Source organism: Pseudomonas orientalis, assembly GCF_002934065.1.
Taxonomy (GTDB): Bacteria; Pseudomonadota; Gammaproteobacteria; order Pseudomonadales; family Pseudomonadaceae; genus Aquipseudomonas; species Aquipseudomonas orientalis_A.
Genome location: NZ_CP018049.1, coordinates 525,398 through 540,385 on the forward strand (window position 1 = coordinate 525,398; position 14,988 = coordinate 540,385).

13 protein-coding genes are annotated in these 14,988 nt (G+C 62.0%); 12 read left to right on the plus strand and 1 reads right to left on the minus strand.

The genetic code is table 11. From position 1 onward, the window contains the following. From waaC to BOP93_RS02265, 6 genes are read left to right on the plus strand one after another with little or no spacing between them, the layout of a single operon-like run. Entirely contained in the window at positions 1 to 1,062 is a 1,062-nt protein-coding gene (gene waaC / locus BOP93_RS02240; RefSeq protein ID WP_065935988.1) for a lipopolysaccharide heptosyltransferase I, read from the plus strand. After that, positions 1,062 to 2,186 (plus strand): glycosyltransferase family 4 protein, encoded by a 1,125-nt coding sequence (locus BOP93_RS02245; protein WP_104501405.1) that lies wholly within the window; start codon positions 1,062 to 1,064, stop codon positions 2,184 to 2,186. The genes waaC and BOP93_RS02245 overlap by 1 nt, the downstream gene beginning before the upstream one ends. Next, complete coding sequence (gene rfaP, locus BOP93_RS02250; protein WP_065886571.1) at positions 2,183 to 2,989, plus strand: lipopolysaccharide core heptose(I) kinase RfaP; 807 nt, start codon at positions 2,183 to 2,185, stop codon at positions 2,987 to 2,989. The genes BOP93_RS02245 and rfaP overlap by 4 nt, the downstream gene beginning before the upstream one ends. Next, entirely contained in the window at positions 2,989 to 3,723 is a 735-nt protein-coding gene (locus tag BOP93_RS02255; RefSeq protein WP_065886570.1) for a lipopolysaccharide kinase InaA family protein, read from the plus strand. The genes rfaP and BOP93_RS02255 overlap by 1 nt, the downstream gene beginning before the upstream one ends. Beyond that, on the plus strand, positions 3,720 to 4,472 hold the full coding sequence (locus BOP93_RS02260) for a lipopolysaccharide kinase InaA family protein (RefSeq protein ID WP_065896706.1): 753 nt from the start codon (positions 3,720 to 3,722) through the stop codon (positions 4,470 to 4,472). The genes BOP93_RS02255 and BOP93_RS02260 overlap by 4 nt, the downstream gene beginning before the upstream one ends. Further along, positions 4,472 to 5,923, plus strand: a complete 1,452-nt coding sequence (locus tag BOP93_RS02265) for a lipopolysaccharide kinase InaA family protein (RefSeq protein WP_104501406.1) — start codon at positions 4,472 to 4,474, stop codon at positions 5,921 to 5,923. The genes BOP93_RS02260 and BOP93_RS02265 overlap by 1 nt, the downstream gene beginning before the upstream one ends. Before the next feature lie 169 nt (positions 5,924 to 6,092). Here BOP93_RS02265 and BOP93_RS02270 read toward each other — a convergent pair whose 3' ends face one another. Further along, positions 6,093 to 8,174 carry a TonB-dependent receptor family protein gene (locus BOP93_RS02270; protein WP_104501407.1) on the minus strand — a complete coding sequence of 694 codons (2,082 nt, stop codon included), beginning with the start codon at positions 8,172 to 8,174 and terminating at the stop codon, positions 6,093 to 6,095. A 205-nt stretch (positions 8,175 to 8,379) separates the two neighbouring features. Between BOP93_RS02270 and BOP93_RS02275 the strand changes: the two genes are divergently transcribed. The 6 genes from BOP93_RS02275 to BOP93_RS02300 all read left to right on the plus strand — a co-directional run bounded on the left by BOP93_RS02275 (position 8,380) and on the right by BOP93_RS02300 (position 14,981). Further along, the gene (locus tag BOP93_RS02275) at positions 8,380 to 8,715 is read left to right on the plus strand and encodes a YceK/YidQ family lipoprotein (protein ID WP_104501408.1); all 336 of its coding nucleotides are present in this window, start codon (positions 8,380 to 8,382) and stop codon (positions 8,713 to 8,715) included. Positions 8,716 to 8,848: 133 nt separating this feature from the next. Further along, complete coding sequence (locus tag BOP93_RS02280; protein ID WP_104501409.1) at positions 8,849 to 10,606, plus strand: carbamoyltransferase family protein; 1,758 nt, start codon at positions 8,849 to 8,851, stop codon at positions 10,604 to 10,606. Next, complete coding sequence (locus BOP93_RS02285) at positions 10,607 to 11,503, plus strand: antimicrobial resistance protein Mig-14 (RefSeq protein ID WP_104501410.1); 897 nt, start codon at positions 10,607 to 10,609, stop codon at positions 11,501 to 11,503. Then, a complete protein-coding gene (locus tag BOP93_RS02290; protein WP_104501411.1) occupies positions 11,500 to 12,900 on the plus strand; it encodes a PIG-L deacetylase family protein in 1,401 nt (466 codons plus the stop codon). Before BOP93_RS02285 ends, BOP93_RS02290 begins: the two co-directional genes overlap by 4 nt. 54 nt (positions 12,901 to 12,954) lie before the next feature. Then, positions 12,955 to 14,103 (plus strand): glycosyltransferase family 4 protein, encoded by a 1,149-nt coding sequence (locus tag BOP93_RS02295; RefSeq protein ID WP_104501412.1) that lies wholly within the window; start codon positions 12,955 to 12,957, stop codon positions 14,101 to 14,103. Continuing rightward, the gene (locus BOP93_RS02300; protein WP_104501413.1) at positions 14,100 to 14,981 is read left to right on the plus strand and encodes a glycosyltransferase; all 882 of its coding nucleotides are present in this window, start codon (positions 14,100 to 14,102) and stop codon (positions 14,979 to 14,981) included. Before BOP93_RS02295 ends, BOP93_RS02300 begins: the two co-directional genes overlap by 4 nt. Positions 14,982 to 14,988: the final 7 nt, after the last annotated feature.

Sequence of the window (14,988 nt, forward strand, 5' to 3'; positions counted from 1 at the left end):
TTGCGGGTACTGGTAATCAAGACCTCATCCCTGGGCGACGTGATCCACGCCTTGCCGGCACTGACCGACGCGGCGCGGGCGATCCCCGGCATCCGTTTCGACTGGGTGGTGGAAGAAGGCTTCGCTGAAATCCCGACCTGGCACCCGGCGGTAGACAAGGTGATCCCGGTGGCGATTCGTCGCTGGCGCAAGAACCTCTGGCAAACCCTCAAGAGCGGCGAATGGCGGCGGTTCAAACAGGCGCTGCAGTCGACCCGGTATGACCTGGTGATCGACGCCCAGGGCCTGTTGAAAAGTGCCTGGCTGACCCGCTACGTGCGGGCGCCGGTAGCCGGGTTCGATAAAAGCTCGGCACGCGAACCCCTGGCGGCGCGCTTTTATTCCCGCCGCCTGGCCGTGGCCCGAGGACAACATGCGGTGGAGCGTCTGCGCCAACTGTTTGCCGTGGCGTTGGGTTACGACCTGCCCAAGGGCCTGGGCGACTATGGCCTGAGCGTCGAGAAACTGCTGGGCCTGCCGCCGAAGAAACCCTTCGTGTTGCTGCTGCACGGCACGACCTGGGACACCAAGCACTGGCCCGAGGCCTACTGGCGCGAACTGGCCGAACGCATGGGCCGCCTGGGCGTGGACGTGAAATTGCCGTGGGGCAGCGCCATTGAAAAAGCCCGCGCCGAGCGCCTGGCTCAAGGCCTGGCCAACGCCGAAGTGCTGCCAAAACTGAACCTGGCGGGCGTGGCCCGTGTGTTGGCCGGTGCCCGTGCCTGTGTGGCGGTGGATACCGGTCTGGGCCATCTGGCGGCTGCGCTGGATGTGCCGACCATTTCGCTGTTCGGGCCTACCAATCCGGGCCTCACCGGCGCCTACGGCAAGGGCCAGATCCACCTGGCCAGCGACTGGCCGTGTGCGCCGTGCCTGCAAAAGCAATGCACTTATCAACCCACCGCCGATGACCTGCGGCGGTTCGACATCAAGCGCGAGTCGCCCCTGTGCTTCACGCGCCTGAATCCTGAGCGTGTAGCGAGCCGGCTGAGCACGTTGTTACTGGCTGAGGAGCTGCACTGATGCAATTGGCTTTCGTACTGTACAAATATTTTCCCTTCGGTGGCCTGCAGCGCGACTTCATGCGCATCGCCCTGGAGTGCCAGCAACGCGGGCATAAAATCCGCGTGTACACCTTGATCTGGGAGGGCGATATCCCGCCGGGCTTCGAAGTGCTGGTGGCGCCGGTCAAGGCATTCTTCAACCATCGGCGCAACGAGAAGCTCAGCGCGTGGATGAAAGCCGACCTTGCCAAACGCCCGGTGGATCGCCTGATCGGCTTCAACAAGATGCCTGACCTTGACGTGTACTACGCCGCCGACGGCTGCTTTGAAGACAAGGCGCAAAACCTGCGTCATTCGCTGTACCGTTATTTTGGTCGTTACAAGCACTTTGCCGACTACGAGCGCGCCGTGTTTGCCAAGGACGCCAAGACCGAAATTCTGATGATTTCCGAGGTGCAGCAGCCGCTGTTCATCAAGCATTACGCCACACCGCTGGAACGCTTCCACCTGCTGCCGCCGGGCATTGCCCAGGATCGCCGTGCGCCGCCGGATGCGGCCATGATACGCGAAGGGTTCCGCAAGGAATTCGGCCTGGGCGAGGACGACTTGCTGCTGGTACAGATCGGTTCGGGCTTCAAGACCAAGGGCGTCGACCGCAGCCTCAAGGCGCTGGCGGCGTTACCGTCGCAATTGAAGAAACGCACCCGTCTGTTTGTAATCGGCCAGGACGACCCCAAAGTATTCCAATTGCAGAGCGCCACATTGGGTTTGGGCGATAACGTGCAGTTCCTCAAGGGGCGCAGCGATATCCCGCGTTTCCTGCTGGGCGCCGACCTGTTGATCCACCCGGCATATAACGAAAACACCGGCACGGTCTTGCTCGAAGCCCTGGTGGCCGGGTTGCCGGTGCTGGTCTCGGCGGTATGTGGCTATGCCCATTACATCGCCGAAGCCGACAGTGGCCTGGTCCTGGATGAGCCGTTCGAACAGACGCAGCTCAACGGGTACCTGGCGCGGATGTTGTCTGATTCTGCACAGCGCGCGGCCTGGGGCCGCAATGGGTTGGCCTTCGCCGAGACGGCCGACCTCTATAGCATGCCGCAGCACGCTGCGGATGTGATTCTGGCGGAGCCAAAACGATGAAATTGATGCTTGCCGAACCGTTCAAAACCCTCTGGGCCGGGCAGGATGCGTTCGCCGCTGTCGAGCGCCTGCAAGGCGAGGTTTACCGTGAACTGGAGGCGCGTCGCACGCTGCGTACCGAGGTAGATGGCCGCGGCTACTTTGTGAAGATCCACCGTGGGATCGGCTGGGGCGAGATCGTCAAGAACCTTGTGACCGCCAAGCTGCCGGTGCTGGGCGCCGGTCAGGAATGGCTGGCGATCCAGCGCCTGCAGGCACTGGGCGTGCCGACCATGACCGCCGTGGCCTATGGCGAGCGCGGCAGCAACCCGGCCGATCAGCACTCCTTCATCATTACCGAAGAACTGGCGCCGACTGTCAGCCTGGAAGATTTCAGCATCGACTGGCTCAAGCAGCCGCCGCAGCCGCGTCTCAAGCGCGCGCTGATCGCTGAAGTGGCGCGCATGACCGGCATGATGCATCGCGGCGGCGTCAACCACCGTGATTGCTACATCTGCCACTTCCTGCTGCACACCGATACGCCGGTGACGGCGGATAACTTCAAGCTCTCGATCATCGACCTGCACCGCGCCCAGACACGCGACAAAATCAGCCATCGCTGGCGTGACAAGGACCTGGCCGCGCTGTACTTCTCGGCGCTGGACATCGGCCTGACCCGCCGCGACAAGCTGCGCTTTCTCAAGGGCTATTTCCAGCAGCCGTTGCGCCAGATCCTCGCCGAGGAAAGCGCCCTGTTGCTGTGGCTGCAAGGCAAGGCCGACAAGCTCTACGCGCGCAAGCAGCGTTACGGGGATGCACTCTGATGGCGGGTTGGAACCTGGAACCCGCTTACGCTGCGCTCGCGGACGACTTTGGCAGCCTGGAAGCCGTGTTCGCCCTGCAAGGCGAGCGCCTGACCCGCGACCCGCTGTCGGAAGTCATCCGGGTGGAGCGCGGCGGGATCAATTATTACGTCAAGCGGTACGTCGGCGCCGGCAAAGGCCTGCGCCGCTACCTGGGCAAGCCGCGGGTGAAATCCGAATGGCAGAACCTCAAGCGCTTCGCCAAATGGGGTATTCCGACCGCCGATGTGGTGGCCTGGGGCCTGGATCGCAAGGGCCTGGCCTATGACCGGGGTGCAATGATCACCCGGGAGCTGCCCAGAACCGAGGATTTATCGGTATTGGCCGAACGTAATGACCCGCGTCTGAAAGACCCTCGCTGGGTCGACGGTATCAGCCGTCAGCTCGCCGAGTACACGCGGACCATGCACGACCATCGCTTCACCCATAACGACTTGAAGTGGCGCAACCTGCTGGTGGACGATCAGCGCACGCTGTACATGATCGACTGTCCCAACGGCGATTTCTGGCGCGGCTTCTGGCTCAAATACCGCATTACCAAAGACCTGGCCTGCCTGGACAAGGTCGCCAAGTATCATCTGTCGGCCACCCAGCGCCTGCGTTTCTACATGCAATACCGCCAACGCACGCACCTGACGACGTCAGACAAACAACGGATTCGCCATGTGGTGAAGTTTTTCGAGGGGCGTGAATGAGTGACTTCCTCGCGGTCGAAGACCGCGCTTTGCTTGAGCGCAACGGCCTGGCCAGCTTCGATACGTTGTGGGCCAAGCAACTGGATGCGGTGGATGAGCCCAACACCAGCGGCGACGGATGGAGCAGCGTTTATCGCCTGGAACTTGAGGGTCAGGGTTACTACCTCAAGCGTCAGAGCAACTACCTGACGCGTACCTTGTACCGGCCGTTCGGCGAGCCAAGTTTTGCCCGTGAGTTTCGTAATATCAGCCTGTACCGCAAGCTGGGCATTCCTGCCTTGCAGGCGGTGTTCTTCGGCGAGCGCAAGGTCAAGGGCGAGCGCCGTGCGATGTTGCTTACCCGCGCCCTGGACGGTTGGAACGATTTGGACTCGTTGCTGGAACACTGGTCGCAGTCGAGCGACGCCCAGCAGCGCGCCATCCTGCTGGCCTGCGGCAGGCTTGCGCGTCGGTTGCACAGCGTGGGGCAGGTGCATGGCTGTTTTTATCCCAAGCATATTTTCCTGCAGGCCACGGCTGACGGTTACGCCGCGCAGTTGATCGACCTTGAGAAAACCCGCCCGCTGTTGTTCGGCTGGCGTGACCGGGTCAAGGACCTCGAACCCCTGCTGCGCCGCGCGCCGCAATGGTCGGATGCGCAGGTGCGACAGCTGCTGGCGGCGTATCTTGAGCAGCCTGAAGACAGTGCACTGGTTGCCACCTGGTATCAGCGTCTTACCGCGCGCCGCAGCCACAAGGAAAACCGCTGATGCGTTTGTCCGAGCTGAAGAATGCCGGCCGTACTCCCAGCCTGCCGCTGACCCTCGACCTGGTCGATGCGGCAGGCCCGGGCCAACTGCAACTGCTCAGCCTGCTGCGGGTTTTGCCGGGGCAGCGCTACGTCGGCGCCGCAATATGGCGCGGTCGCCCGGTGCTGGCCAAGCTGCTGGTTGGCAATTCGGCGGCGCGGCATTTCCAGCGTGAGCGCAGCGGGGTGCGTTTGCTGGCCGAACAAGGCCTGACCACGCCGCTGTTGCTGGCCGACGGTTTGCAGGAAGGCGAGGGTGGCTGGCTGCTGTTCGAGTTTCTCGAAGGCGCCCACAGCCTGGCCGACGCCTGGCTTGCTGTCGAAGGCTTGCCGCCATTGGCCGACGAACAAACCGCCGTGCTCGCCGACGCGCTGGGCGCGATTGCGCAGATGCATGCCAAGGGCTTGTGGCAGGAAGACCTGCACCTGGACAACCTGCTGCGCCAGGGCGGCAAGCTGTATCTGATTGATGGCGCGGGGATTCGTGTCGAAGAGGCGGGCAAGCCGCTGTCGCGCAATCGCGTGCTGGAAAACCTCGGGGTGTTCTTTGCCCAGTTGCCGAAAAACCTCGCGCCGTTTACCGAAGAGTTGCTGGTGTATTACCTGCTGGCCAACGGCGAACATGCCTTGCCGCTGGAGGCTCTGGAAAAGCAGGTGCGCAAAGTCAGCGCCTGGCGCTTGCGCGACTACCTGAACAAGGTCGGCCGCGAATGCACCCTGTTCAGCGTGGTACGTGGCGCCTTTGGTCTGCGCGCGATTCGCCGTGAGGAAGAGGCGGCCATGCTGCCAGTGCTTGAAAAGGCCGATGCGCTGCTCGACCAGGGCCATCTGTACAAGACCGGCGGCGCCGCGAGCGTGGCCAGGGTCGAAGTGGCCGGCCGGCCTCTGGTGATCAAGCGCTACAACATCAAGGGTTTCACCCACTGGCTCAAACGCTTCTGGCGCCCGAGCCGTGCCTGGCATTCCTGGCGCGAAGGCAATCGCCTGGCGTTCCTCGGCTTTGCCACGCCCAAGCCGCTGGCGGTCCTGGAGAAGCGCTTTTTCTGGTTGCGCAGCCGTGCCTATCTGATCACCGAATACCTGCCGGGGCCGGACATCATCGAGCGCTTTGCGCCCTATGTTGAAGGCGGCGATGCGCCGGAAGATGAACTGCTGGCGCTGGACCGGCTGTTCGCCGAGCTGATTGAGGCGCGCATCAGTCATGGGGATTTCAAGGGCCACAACCTGTTCTGGAGCGAAGGGCGCTGGGCGATGATCGACCTGGACGCCATGTGCCAACACAGCTCGGTTGCCAGCTTTGCTGCGGCGTATGCCAAAGACCGTGCGCGGTTCATGCGCAACTGGCCGCAGGACAGTGCGTTGTATCGGGTGATTGATCAGCGGTTGCCCAAAGAGGTCAGCGTCGCCGGGTGAAGCGGGCCTTCGGCCCTATCGGGGGCAAGCCCCCTCCCACATTTGACTGTATTTACACATCTGAAGGTGTGAACGCGGTCAGTGTGGGAGGGGGCTTGCCCCCGATGCGGTGTGTCAGTGAATGCCTGTGTAACTGACCCACCGCATCGGGAGCAAGCTCCCTCCCACATTAGAATTGGTATTCAGCCCCAGCCCCCGCATACCACGACCGCCCCGGCGCCGCTTCGTAGTAGCGTCCATTGCCGTCCCCCACGATCACCGAGCCCACATACTGACGATCCAGCAGGTTATCCAGGCGCAAGGTCTGGTGGAATGTCCAGTGCTCGATCTTCTGCTCAAACCGTGCGCGCCAGTTGAATACGCTGTAGCCCGGTGCGGCGTGTTGGCGGTTGGTGTCTTCGACATAGACTTTGCTGCGGTACATGCCTTCGATGGCGGTGCTCACCCAGTCCCGTGGTTTCCAGTTCAGCTCGGTGAACAGCGTGGTTTGCGGCACGCCGGGCAGGTAGTTGCCTTTGTCGATGGTGTTCGCGCCGCTGGCAAAGTCGCTGTCGTAGGTGGCTTGCAGGCGGGTGTAGGCGAGGTTGGCGCTCCACTGCTCGCTGAGTTGGCTCTCGACCCCAAGTTCGAATCCACGGCGCAGCGTGCGACCGGCATTTTGATAGCTGGTGCGACCGCCGATGGATTGCTGCACCACCAGTTCGTCATCAGTGGTGATCTGAAACAGCGCAGCGTTGATGCGGGTGCTGTTCAGTTGTGCCTTCAACCCTATTTCATATTGCGTGCTTTGCGACGGCTTCAAGCCAAAGTTGAAACCCTCGACGTTACCCGGCGCATAGGCCAGCTCGGCCTGGGTGGGCGTTTCGAAGCCTTTGCCGGCACTGACGTAACCGTGCAGGTCGGGCGTGAAGGCGTACATCACGCTCATCGACGGCGTGTTCTTCTGGTAGGTCTTGCTGCCGCTGGCGTCGCCGTTGCCGAGGAATTGATCGTCCACCTCCAGCTCCATGGTGCTGTGGCGAATGCCGGCCTGCAGGGTCCAGCGGCCAAGGGCCCAGTTGGCCTGGAGGTAAGGGTCGAGGCTGCGCGCGGTGTCGATTTCATCGCGGCGCAGCTGGCCTTTCACGCCCAGGGTGGCGCCGCTGTAGTTCTGGTAACCGTGGCGGCTGTCTTCGCTCTGGTCGAAGTCCAGGCCCGCGATGATCGTCAATTCCCCCGGCGCGCTCTGGATAGGCTGCATCCAGCGCGCGCTGCCACCGTAGAACGTGCGGTCAAACTGCACCACGCCACCGCCGCGCTCGTTGGCGGGGGTGCCCCTGGGGATCGACAGGTACTGAATCACACTGCGCCGCCCCGTATACGCATTGACCTGCAGCGTCGCATCGCCGATGTAGCGCTCGTAGTTCATGCCCAGTTGCTGATGGTCGATGCTTTTACGCGTGTTGTAGGTCAGCGCATTGGTGCTCACCGAGCGCGGGTCAGCCTTGTACGCCGCCCAGGTCTGCCCCAGCGGGTCCTGGGTACCGTTCTGTTCCAGGCTGCTGTAGATCAACGCCAGCTTGCTGTCGTCATCGGGCTGGAAGTTGAGCTTGGCGAACGTCTGGTCACGGCGCGCGCTGCTGTGGTCGCGGTAGCCATTGGTGTCCATGCGCGAGGCGTCCAGCACGAAGCCTGCACCCTCGGTTGCGCCTTCGGCGGTGAGGTGGTTTTTGTTCAGCCCGTCGCTGCCCACCAGGGTTTCGGCGCCGATGCGTGGCGGGCCTGCGCCGTCGCGGGAGAACATCTGGATCACCCCGCCGGCGTTGCTGCCGTACAGGGTCGCTGCCGGGCCGCGCAGGACTTCGATGCGCTCGGCGGTGTCGAGGTTGAACGTTGCCGCCTGGCCCTGCCCATCCGGGGTGCTGGCGGGGATGCCATCGGCAATCAGCTTGATGCCGCGCACCCCGAACGCCGAGCGGGCACCGAAGCCACGGGAAGAAATCTGCAGGTCCTGCGCATAGTTCTGGCGGTTCTGCACCACCAGGCCAGGCACGCGGGACAGGGCTTCGGAGGCGTTGATGCCAAGTTGACCGGCACTGATCTGTTCGCGGTTGATGGCGTCCACCGAGTACGGCAGGTCGAAGGTCGGGCTGGCGCTGCGCGAGCCGGTGACCACGCTGGGGTCCAGCAGCAACGGCGTTTCTTCGGCCTGGACGGTGCTGCACAGGCCCAGCAGGAGCAGGGCGAGGGGAGTGGGAGCGGGTAGGGTCATGAAGAGGCCGAGTCCGTGGCGCAACGCATGTTGAGTGGCGTAGGCGCAAATGTCGCAAGTTTAACGATTCCCCTCGATTTTGCCGAACCTGGTTGCCGTTGGGCTGAACAGGAAGTTTCCCACGCAAAGCGACGGCGCCAGGCGCCTGGACCGTTGGATGGGCGATGCTAGATTTTCGACCTCATTCAAAAAAGAAGAGCTGGGCATGTGCACAACAAATATGAAGTTGCTGGTGCTGGCGTGGAGTGCGTCGATGATGGTTGGCTGCGGGACCGTCACCACGGTGATGCGTGAAGATGCCGCCACCGTGAGAGCGCTCAAGGCGGATAAAACCTATTGCCAGTCCGTGCCGCGTATCTACAGCGGGGTGACTTATAACCTGTGTGTTCTGCACGGGCCGCCGAGTACGGGGAGCAGCCTGGCGCTGAACAGCGTGCCCTGGACCTTCATTGATGTGCCGCTGTCAGGCGTCATGGACACGCTCTTGCTCCCCTACACCGTCTACCGGCAAAGCACCGACGGCAGCATCGACCTGCGCTAGCCCCTTGCCGCTAACAGCTTCCTGCTGCTTTTAAGTTATAATCCCGCCCTTTAGCTGTTTCCCGCCCGGGCGGGAGGCACACTTTTTTCAGGCGCGCTGCGCCTGCATGCAGACTAAAAGAGGCTAGACCCCAGTGGCATTGACGATTCTTGGCCTGTCCGGCGCCCTTAGCCATGATCCTTCCGCGGCCCTGTATATCGACGGCAAGCTGATTGCGGCCGCCGAAGAAGAGCGCTTCGTACGCGACAAACATGCAAAGAACCGCATGCCCTACGAGTCGGCGAAGTTCTGCCTGGAACAGGCCGGCATCAAACCGTCCGACGTTGATGTGGTGGCGATCCCGTTCGCCCCGATCAGCCTGTTCGGCGAGGCGCGCTGGCACTACGCCAAACGCTACTGGTACGCCCCGGACCGCGCGCTCGACGCGATCCTGATGGGCAATCGCCGCTACAAGCGCTATCGCAACAAGATTGTCTGGTGCCTGGAGCAACTGGGCTTCGATCCGAAGAAAATCAAGATCGAACCGGTTGAACACCACCTGGCCCACGCTTCCAGTGCCTATCACTGCTCGGGCTTCCAGGAGAAAACCGCGATCCTGGGCATCGACGGCAAGGGTGAGTACGCCACCACGTTCTTCGGCTATGGCGAAAACGGCAAGATCCACAAGATCAAGGAATTCTACGATCCGGACTCCCTGGGCGGCCTGTATGGCGCAATCACCGAGTTCCTCGGTTTCGAGATGCTCGACGGTGAGTTCAAGGTCATGGGCATGGCGCCGTATGGCGATGCCAGCAAGTACGATTTCTCGCGCCTGGCTTCCTTTGAAAATGGCGAGTTGGTGATCAACACCGACTACGCCAACGTCATCGGCCTGCGCCGCTACAAGGAAAAGGGCAAGGGCTTCTACTTCTCGCCAAAACTGATCGAGTGGCTGGGTCCCAAGCGCGAAGGCGATATCGCCGACGAGCCGTACATCCACTACGCGGCCAGCATGCAGGCGCTGTTCGAGAAACTGGCCCTGCAGATGATCGACCATTACCTGGGCGACATCCTCAAGGACACCGGCAAGCTGGCCTTTGCCGGCGGCTGCGCGCTGAACGTCAAGCTGAACCAGAAGATCATCGCCCGCAATGACGTCAAGGAGCTGTTCGTGCAGCCGGCGTCCGGCGATGCCGGCACTGCCGTGGGTGCGGCCGCCTATGTGTCCCACGCTCGTGGTGTGCCGGTCGAGAAGATGGAACACGTCTACCTCGGCCCGTCCTACAGCAACGAAGACGTCATTGCCGCCTGCGCCAAACATGAAAGCAAGCCGAACTGGCGCAAGATCGAAAACATGCCCAAGCGCATCGCCAAGATCATGGTCGACGGCAACCCGGTGGCCTGGTTCCAGGGCCGCATGGAGTTTGGCCCGCGTGCCCTGGGCGGTCGCTCGATCATCGGTTGCCCGAGCGCCACCGGCGTGGCCGACCGTATCAACCACCAGATCAAGTTCCGCGAGCGCTGGAGGCCTTTCTGCCCGTCGATGCTCGACACCGTGGCCCCGCACATGATCAAGGTCGACCACCCGGCGCCGTTCATGACCTTCACCTTTGAAGTGTCGGAAGAATGGAAGACCCGCGTGCCGGAAGTGGTGCATGAAGACGGCACCTCCCGCGCCCAGGTGCTCAAGCGCGAGTACAACCCGCGCTATTACGACATGATGAAAGAGCTGGAAGTCCTGACCGGCAACGGCGTGTCCCTGAACACCTCGCTCAACCGTCGTGGCGAAGCGATGATCTGCTCGCCGACCGACGCGCTGAACATGTTCTTCGGCTCCGACCTGCAGTACCTGATCATGGAAGACATCCTGGTGGTCAAGGATGGCGTGGACCCTTATGACGCTGTGGTTTAAATGCTGAACCGCTTCCAGGGTTGGCGTGAACGTGGCTGGACGCCTGTCGATGCCGACGTCTACGCCCAGGCCTGGCAGCGTTACGGCGGCAGCGTGGCGACCCATCCCCAGGTGATCGAACGCCTGGCGGGGTTGGCGCAAATTCCGGTGCGTTACCTGGGCTGGGAGCAAGGAGGTGAACTCAAGGGGGCAATCGCCACCTGGGGACGCGACCTGGCTCTTTCCAAGGACGTGCTCAAGCGCACCGGCAAGAAGGGCCTGTTTGACCTGGGCAATGCCGAGATCATCCTGCCGATAGCCGCTGATGCGCAGGTGCCGCTGCGTCACCGTGGCCGTTATTTGTCGGCGCTGAACCAAGGTCGCGTGGGTACGCTCAAGCCCCAGGCCGAGCAATTGGCCATGGCGCGCACCCCCGAAGACCTGTCGAAAAAATTTCGCTACAACCAGCGCCGTGAATTGCGTTTGCTCGAGGAAGCGGGTGGCGTGGTGCGGCCGGTCAGCGAGTTTTCCGGCGTGGAGCTTGCGGCGATTTACTGCGATCTGTTCCAGCGGCGCTGGGGCTTTCCCGCCACCGGTGCCGAGCGACTGGCCGAGGTGCTGGAATTGCTCAAGGCGTTCCTGATCGGTTCGGTGCTGTTTCTCAATGACGCGCCGATTGCCGTGCAGGTGGTGTATCGCGTTCAAGCGCCCGAATGGATAAGCGTTGAGTACGTCAACGGTGGCGTCGACCCTGAGACCCGTGCGTTCAGCCCGGGGAGCGTGCTGAGTTTCCTCAATACACAAAGTGCCTGGGAACATGCGCGCGCGCAGGATTTGCCGCTGCGCTTCTCGTTCGGGCGTGCCGACCGTGAATATAAAGAGCGCTGGTGTAACCCGGTGCCGGTGTTCAGCGTATGAGCCGCAAACAGCAATTGCTCAAGCGCCATCGGCGCAATAAGCGCGTTGCGCTATTGATCTGCCTGCTGATACTGGTTGCGACCGGTGTGCTGGTGGCCTGGTGGCTGCCGCTGATTCTTGCGCTGCTGCTGTGGGTGGCTCACGAAGCCTGGTTCGCCGATCATCTGTTTTATTCGCCCAATGACGACTATCAGTACCACTTCGCCCCGAGCGGCCAGCAGGTTGGCCTGCGCCTGGATAACGGGCGATGGGTGCCGCAGACGCCGCTGGAACTGGCGGGTGGCGAGACGCTGATCCTTGAAGTGCAGCTCAAGAGCGGGTGGCTCGGGCGCTTCCTTGATCCGGCGGTCGAGCTGGCGGGGGATTGTCAGGCGTTCGAGCGCGGTGTGGCGGGCAAGCGCTACCTGAATCTGACCGGTTCTGCCGCAACGCTGGCGGCGGGTGAATTGACGTTGCGCGGTCGCTTGTGCCGCGTGGTCGGCCAGCCCAGCCTGTGGATTTTCCGTCAGCCTGATTATGCCCGTCAGCGGGTCATGGTGATCGCCCCCCACGCCGACGACGCCGAACTGGCCGCCTTTGGCCTCTATGCCCAGGCGGATGAAAGCTGGATCGTGACCCTCACCGCAGGCGAAATCGAAGCCGAGCACTATCAGCAGATGGGCCTGGCGCAGGCCGATGCCGCTCGACTCAAAGGGCGCCTGCGTGCCTGGGACAGCATTTGCGTGCCGCGCTGGGCCGGTGTTCCCGAAGCACAGTGCGTGCAATTGGGCTACTTCTGCCTGCAACTGCCGGCCATGCAGGCCTCGCCGGATCAGCCCCAGGCATCCCGCGAGGCGCAATTGGACGATACGCGGCTGTTTCGCCGGTTCAACAGCGTGACCCTGCCCGGCGATCTGGACGGTGCACCGACGTGGGTCAATCTGATTGCCGATCTACGTGCGGTGCTGCTCAAGGCCCGGCCCGAGGTGATCGTGTTGCCGACACCGCTCCTTGACCCTCACCCGGATCATATCTGCGCCTACAACGCCGTTATTGAAGCGTTGCAAGGGCTGGAGTGGCAACCCAGCACATTGCTCGGGTACGCCAACCACCTGCATGATAACGACCGCTGGCCCATGGGCAATTCGGGCGCCGGTGTGGCGTTGCCGCCGCAGTTCGATGCCGGCCAGGTATTCGAACCCTACTGCCGTGTGTTGAGCCTGAGCCAGCAGCAGGACAAGGCCATGGCGCTGGGCATGATGCATGACCTGCAACCCCGGCCGCCCTTCAAGCGGCGCGTGCGCCGTCTGCTGCAACAATTGCTCGCGGGTCGTTGTCCATCGCCTTACGGCGAGAATGAGTTTTTTCGCAAGGCCGTGCGCCGTCATGAACTGCTTTGGGTGCTCAAGCAGGACTGAAGTTGATTTTTACGTCGGGCTGCGCGCAGTAGCCCGGTTGCCTCATGGAGCAATATGAAGCCTCGTTTCAAGGTTTTGCAGCTACAGCCGGACTACAACGTCAAACTTCATGATTTTGCCGACCTCGGTGAGCAGATCGTCAAGTCGTTGCCGGTTGAACGGTTCGAGGTCACATCGGCCTTCCTCAGTGGGCGCCCCCAGCCGGGCCAGCCGCTGAGCGTGGCCGACCATTCCAAATATTTCGAATTTCCCGAGAAAGCCCTGAAGGGCATTCGTCTGCGGGCAATGTGGGAAATCTACAAGTATTGCCGTGAGCAGAAGTTCGACGTGGTTATCTGTAACCGCTTCAAGTCGGTGAACATGATGCTGGCGCTCAACCGCTGGTTGAAGATTCCCCTGTGCATCGGCATCTCCCACGGCTTCGGCGAGTATGAGCGGGCCTATCGTCGGCGCCAGATGCGCCGCATGGTCACTCCGGCCTGGCGGTTTGTCGGGGTTTCGGCGGCGGTGAGGGATTATCTGGTGGGCTTGAACTGTGGCTTTACCCACGAGAACACCACCTTTGTTACCAACGCGATCGACATCCCCCAGGCCGAGGCCTTGCAGTTGCCGCGTGAGCAGGCGCGGCAGGCCCTTGGCTTGCCTCTGGAGGCACGGATGATTGGTGCCTTGGGGCGCCTGGTCCCGATCAAGGGGCACACGCACCTGTTGCAGGCGTTTGCCCGGCTCAAGGACAAATATCCAGAGGCTCAGGTGGGCATCATCGGCTCCGGCCGTGCCGAAGCTGACCTGCGGGCGGACATCGAGCGTCTTGGGCTCGTGGGGCGTGCGCATTTGCTGGGCTTTCGTGAGGACGGTCTGCAGTACGTACGTGCGTTCGATATCTGGACCATGCCGTCCCTGCTTGAAGGCTTGGGCCTGGCGTTGCTGGAAGGCATGAGTGGGCGCCTGCCGGTGATCGCCTCCAACGGGCCGGCCATGTTGCCGCTGGTTGAAGGGGCGGGCGGCTTGTCTCATGAGCCCGGCAATGTGGAGCAATTGACTGCGGCGCTCGACACTTACCTGGCCATGAGTGATGAACAATTACGTGCCAAGGGTGAGCAGGTCTTCCGTTATCTGGAGGCAAACCATGCCTTGGCTGAGTTCCAGGGCAAGTATCTGGATTTGATCGAAACCGGTTTGAAAGAAGCAGGTAGAGCATGACAGCGCAACAACCGTTGGTCTCGGTGATTATCGCGTCCTACAACCACGCTCGGTACATCGAGCAGAGCATCCTGAGTGTGATCGGCCAGACTTACCCGAACATCGAATTGCTGGTGATCGACGACGGCTCCAAGGATGACAGCGTCGAGTGCATCCGGCGGCTGCAGGCCGAGCACGGGTTTGATTTCCAGGTGCAGCAGAATCAGGGTCTGACCGCCACACTGAACAACGCGCTTGCCCGCGCCAAAGGCAGCCTGATCGCGCCATTCGGCTCAGACGACATCATGCTGCCCGACCGTATCGCGACCCAGGTGGCCTACATGGAGGGCAAGCCCAGGGTGGGGATCTGCGCCGGCAACATCGAGCTGATCGACGGTGACGGCAACCTGCATCCGGAGAAAAAACAACGCCGTGATGTGCCGTTTCGCAGTCTCGACTTCGACGACATGTTCATGGACCGCAAGCCGTTTCCACCCGCGCCAACCATGTTGATCCGCCGCGAAGCGCTGGAGGAAGTCGGTGGTTTCGATCCGCTGATTCCCCTGGAAGACCTGCTGATTCAATTGAAGATAACCGCGGCGGGCTACACCATCGATGCGCTTGACGTAGTCATGGCGCAGTACCGACAGCACGCCAGCAATACCTACAAAAACCATCGCTACATGATCCAGAACATCCTCAATACCTACGCCAAGTTCAGCGATCACCCGGCCTACGATGCGGTGCGCTACAACTTCCTGAACTCGATGTTCCTCAAGACCGCCGACCGTGACCGGCCATTGGCGCGGGAGATTCTCAAGCAGATCCCGCTGAAATTCTGGGGGCGCAAGACCATGCGTGGCTTGGTGCGGCTGTATCTGACGCCGCTGAGGAGCTGAAGACGAG